Source organism: Alkalilimnicola ehrlichii (assembly GCF_003399765.1).
In the GTDB taxonomy this organism is placed as follows: Bacteria; Pseudomonadota; Gammaproteobacteria; order Nitrococcales; family AK92; genus AK92.
In genome coordinates, this window is record NZ_NFZV01000059.1 from 1 (window position 1) to 4,970 (window position 4,970).

Below are 4,970 nucleotides of genomic sequence, written 5' to 3' on the forward strand. Positions count from 1 at the left end.
GATTGACCCGGAGAACCTAAGCCCGGAGTTGCAGGCGCATGTGGACCGGACGCTGGAGAGCCTGGTGTTCGTCGAAGGCGGCACGTTCATGATGGGGGATGTGGGCTTTGAGCGGACGCTGTCTGACGGGACGGTAATCCATCGGCCCTGGGCGGGGGCTCGCGACACGCTTCCGGCGCATGAGGTGACCTTGGACAGTTATTCGATCCAAGCGTATGAGGTGGTTCACGAAGAGTATGACCTTTTTACTCGGTCCACCGGCAGGGAGCTTGTGCGGGCAAATAGGCTCCATATGCCAACGCGGGGTCCGAACCGGCCCGCGTGGGGCATGGATTGGTACGACGCCCGCGCGTACTGCCACTGGTTAGGCGAACTCACGGGGCTACCGTTTGATCTACCGACCGAGGCGCAGTGGGAGTATGCCGCACGGAGTCGCGGTCAGAACGTGCTGTATGCGACGGATGACGGCACCATCGACCGGGGCCGGAACTATCGCGGACCGGATACGCCGTCGGGCGCAACGCCGCCGCGAGCGTTTCCCCCGAATCCGCTCGGGTTGTACGGTATGACGGGCAATCAGTCGGAGTGGGTACTGGATTGGTACGGCCGTTACACGGAAGAGCCGAAAACCAATCCGCAAGGGCCTGATTCGGGAGAACGGAAGGTTCAACGTGGGGGAGGCTGGCTAGGCTCCGCGGAATATAACACGACCTTTAGCCGTCGCCCGATGCCGCCGGAGAACACCGGGGGTGGCGGTGGCATTCGTTGTGTGGTGAATCAAACAAGCCCGATTGAGGCGGCCCCGCTAGAGTGATTGCCCAGAAGGCGGCGCTGGCGCGGTACTCTACACGCGCCAGCGCGATGGTCAGGAATGGCCCTTAAAGCCGGTGCTTAGGTAAAATCCTCCAGCCAACTAACGAACTCACGTTTCTGGCGGCCGTCGAGGAAGTCCATGATTTGCTGCTGGTTGGCCTCTGCCCGGTTCGCTTTCTCCGTTGCAGACGCGCCCGGCGTCACTGGACCGATGTGCTCGAGAATCTCCTGGTACTCCCGCTTGCTGGTGACCAGGGTTTGCAGGAGGTAGAGGATGGCCGCCTCGCGGCGCTCGTTCCGACCGGGGCCGTATTGCAGGATGCCGCTGCTGCTGGGAATGAGTTGTACGTCTCGGAAGTTCCATCCGTCGCCGGTGTTCATGAGCATGTAAATCATTCGGCCAATCGTTTCCGGCGTACAGTAGTTCAATACGGACGGTTGTGCTTCAATCGCATCGATCAACTCATGGACTTGTTTTGCAGATATCTGTGTGTCGAGCCAAGATTCGCGAAACTCATCCGCATGCTCTAATAAAGCTATTCCTCGTTTCCCAATCTCATGAGCAAGCCGGACGGCCGGCACGTTGCGTCTGAAGATTGAGTAACTCTGCTGAATCAATTCCAGCTGCCAGGCCGAGAACAGATCGAAAACGTCGTGGTCTTCAAAAATGTCGACAAAACTGAAGTCGGCTTCCCGTAGCTTGCTGCGTACCAGCACGATGAACTGCCACACATGCTTGGCACTGACGGCGAACGCCAGCTCGCCGCCAAAGCCCAGTCCGAGGCAGGCGGAGGCTTGGGCCTTGATGACGAAGCGGTTAGTTTGATAGTTAAATCCAATCTTGATACTGCCATTCAGCCCGGCTCCCGCAAGCCCGGTAACGGTATACCCAACGCTGCCCAGCTCCACGAACTTCGGCGTCTGCGTCGTATCCGGCTCGTCAAGCGTGGCCCGTGTCGGCCCGTCCGGCTCCGGGCTGCGCCATTCCAGGGCTCCTTTCAGGCCGGCATCGGCTTTAGCGCCGGCGAAGGCGGAAATGGCCAGCTCATTGTCGGGGACGTGGGGGCCGGCGCTGTGCTCCGGTACCCCGTCCGGGTTGCCCTTGTCGGTGCGGATCCCGGTGGCGTGTACGATGCCGTCTCGTGTGTCCAAGTGAATTTTCGCCGAGCCGATCAAGTTGGCACCGACGTAACCGCCGAGGTGGGCGCTTAGTTGAAGCCGCATGTCGCCGAGGTCGAGGCTGTCGTTCTCTTCGACTTCGGTTTCGGTGTTGAGATAACAGGCGGCGAATTCCACCCGGTGATGCGCCGGCGCCGGACCACCGTTGCTTGGGAGCGGTAAGGGGCGCGAGATGCCGAGTCCCTTGGACGCTTCGTCATGAAAATCCTGAAAGCTTAGGCTGGGCAGCCTAATCAGTGGCCCGAACTCGTTGCCGCCGCTGCTGGAACGGAAGCTCTCGCCGAGGGCCATGTAATCGTTGAGCAGCCACAGGAGTGTGCCGATGGCGTTCGGGTCGGCGAGGCCGATGGAGCGGTCCCGGCGTATGCTCGTGGGGTCCATGTCGCGTTCGGCAAATGCTTGGCTTGTTGCCGCATAGCCGGGAGGTTCGTGGACGTAACTGACGGCGCGGCCACGACTACCATGCCCAATGGCAAAGCGCTGGGGGCGAGGGGAGGTGTGCAAGGAGCCTTGGTATAGTCCGACCAAGCCCGGATAATCCAGGCTGTGGCGGGGTCCGCAGACCTCTATGAGCATCCGCTCGAACTCGCGCCTGCCCCAGGCGAGTTCGCCCCATTTTTCCGGGTCGCATAAGTCAAACCATAGGCGGATATCGCGCTTGAGGAAGCCGAGCACGGCTTGCGCGCGCTGCTTGCTCAGCTTTTGTTTGAAGTCCGGATCGCCGCTGGGGTCGCCGTGGCCGATGACTTGGATACGCACCGAGGGTTTGTCGATGCCTTCCGGCACACTCTTCATCAGTCGCTGGATTTCTAAGACCGAAATAGCCTTAGCGATATCGACGAACGCTGCTTGGGTCAAAAACGCGCTGTCGGGCTCGAAGGCGCTGATCGGTTTGAAGGCGTTGTCCAGCGGCTCCCACCGCGGCTCATAACGAGTGACCTTGACCGGCACGCGCAAATCAAAGCCGTCTTCGTGCGGCAGGTAGCAGTTGCCTTGCACCTTGCCCTCGGCCAAGGCGAGGTCGAGTTCGGCTTTGGCTTGGCCGGTGATGAGGCCGTTTTTGAGATCGATCTCGCCCTCTAGGCTGGCGCCGTAAGCGTAGCGCATGAACTGGGCGTCGGCGCTGAAGTCAAAGCGCGCCGGCGGCACGGGGTGTTCGGCCAGGCGGCGGGCTAAGCGCTGCCGCCCGCGGCTGTTGCGCGGCGGTTCGTCAAAGGCGCTTACCAGCGCCTGATCGTCGGCGTCGGTACTGTCGCCCCAGATGTCCTCGACGGCGCGCTTGGCGAAGCCGAAGTCGTCGTCTTCGTCGTAGTCGTCATCGTCTTTCTGGAGCCGTTTGACGGCGGCGTCGCGCCGGCTGGCGTACTGGGTGTAGCTGTACTGGGCCGATTCGTTGAGGTCGGCAATCCAGGCATCGAAGCTGTCCAGCCAGTCGTCGCCGATGAGGATCCGGCCCAAGTCGCCGCCAGGCATGACCCGGAGCAGGTGCTTACTGGAGATCTGTTCGCTTTGGGGTTCGACGATATCCCACTTATCTTTGATTTTGATCGAGACTTTGGTGAGACGCTGGCGGATTTTCTCGCGGTCGAGTTCGCCCTTATCGTTGCGGATGGAGCCGTCGAACAGGGGCGAGTCTTCCGGGCTGAACTCCTCGCTGTCGATGTGATCGGCGATACGGAAATAGCTATCAGGGTTTTCTTTGATCGCATTGACGACATGGCGCGGCACGATGGACCACTTCCGGCCGCCGATGCGGCGGATCTCGACAAACTTCGCGCCGCTGCCGGTCATGCCCGGTTTTCGGGACGTGTTCTCGTCGTCGGCGGGCTCCGGTTCGTCCTCCTCTTCGAGGGCTTGGGCAAGCGCGTTCTTGGCCGCCTCGATCTGCGCCTGATCGCCGCTTCGGTTGGCCTCCACGATGGCTTTAATCAGGTCGTCGTAGTGCTCCTCGAACTCTACCAGGTCGGCCAGCTGCGCCTCGGTCAGCGGCATAATGGCCTGTTCGCCCGTGAGGAAGATCAGCTCGCACGCTTCGCGGCGTGTGTCGTTGACCGTGAGCGTGACCGTTTCGGTCTCCGTACCGATATCCAGGCAGCCTTCGGAAATGCACCGAAGCTCGTTGTTCTCCGCGCCCATTTTTATTTAACCTTGATGCTTGTATTGGTCCAGGAACACTTTGTAGTGGCCGACGACGACATCGTTGAAGCGTAGCTCGCCGTTGTGGATGCTGCCTCGGTGGCGGGTGCCGTCGGCGGCGATCAGCGTGGTGCGGGCGCCGTCGGGGAAGGTGTGTTCGCCGGTGTCGTTGAGTTGGATGCGCACATTCTTGGTGAACATCAGCACGTCGGACGGTCCGCTGGTTTCGCCTTCGAGCGTGACCTCGAAGAAAAACGCCATCGGCGTGACTTTGCCGTTCTCCGCCGTTTCGAGTTGGCTGCGGGTGGCGCCGGCACACGGCGTCCAGGTGAGCTCCTGCGCACCGCCGGCCTGCTCGATGTCGACGCGGAGGGTGTCGAGGTGCTCGACCGCCTCGCCTTCGCGGCAGTAGATGGCGACCTCGGCCGTGCTGCCCGGGGTGCAGCCGTTGTAGCGGAAACTAAGCGGTACCGGCGTGCCGGCCCGTGGCCGGTTGACGCCCCAGCGCGGGTCGCCGACCCGGCCCGACAGCTCGTTGGCGGCGTGCTCGTCCACCAAGGCGGGAATTTCCACCACCGGCTTACTCTTCGGCACACTCACCCGCTCGGGCTGATTGCTGCCCGGCACCTCGTAGCTCACCGGGCCGTTGAAGGTGACACCCTGATCGGCTTTGAGCGTCACGGTGTTGCCAAACAGACGCACCGTGCCGTCGGCTTTGACGCTAAAACCGGCGCCGCTTTGCTCGACGGTGATATCGCCGCCGCCGCGGCCGGTCAGGCGAATGTTCCGGGCCGCTTGAATGGTGACGTTGCCGTTGTGGCTGCGCACGGTCATGCCGTCCG

At 61.9% G+C, this 4,970-nt stretch carries 3 protein-coding genes; 1 reads left to right on the forward strand and 2 read right to left on the reverse strand.

All coding sequences use genetic code 11. The annotated features are described in order from the left end of the window. The coding region (locus tag CAI21_RS22450) for a formylglycine-generating enzyme family protein (RefSeq protein WP_181919600.1) at positions 1 to 814 on the forward strand (814 nt) is incomplete at its 5' end. A gap of 77 nt (positions 815 to 891) precedes the next feature. Here the strand turns inward: CAI21_RS22450 and CAI21_RS22455 are convergent. Both CAI21_RS22455 and CAI21_RS22460 read right to left on the reverse strand, forming a co-directional pair. Next, a complete protein-coding gene (locus CAI21_RS22455) occupies positions 892 to 4,128 on the reverse strand; it encodes an OmpA family protein (protein ID WP_116304350.1) in 3,237 nt (1,078 codons plus the stop codon). 6 nt (positions 4,129 to 4,134) lie between these two features. Beyond that, positions 4,135 to 4,970, reverse strand: an 836-nt coding sequence (locus tag CAI21_RS22460; RefSeq protein WP_220349061.1) for a DUF2345 domain-containing protein, incomplete at its 5' end; no start/stop codon positions are given.

Bases quoted from the DNA above. Each gene is read 5' to 3' on its own strand.
- CAI21_RS22455 (WP_116304350.1), bottom strand. From the start codon at position 4,128: ATGGGCGCGGAGAACAACGAGCTTCGGTGCATTTCCGAAGGCTGCCTG.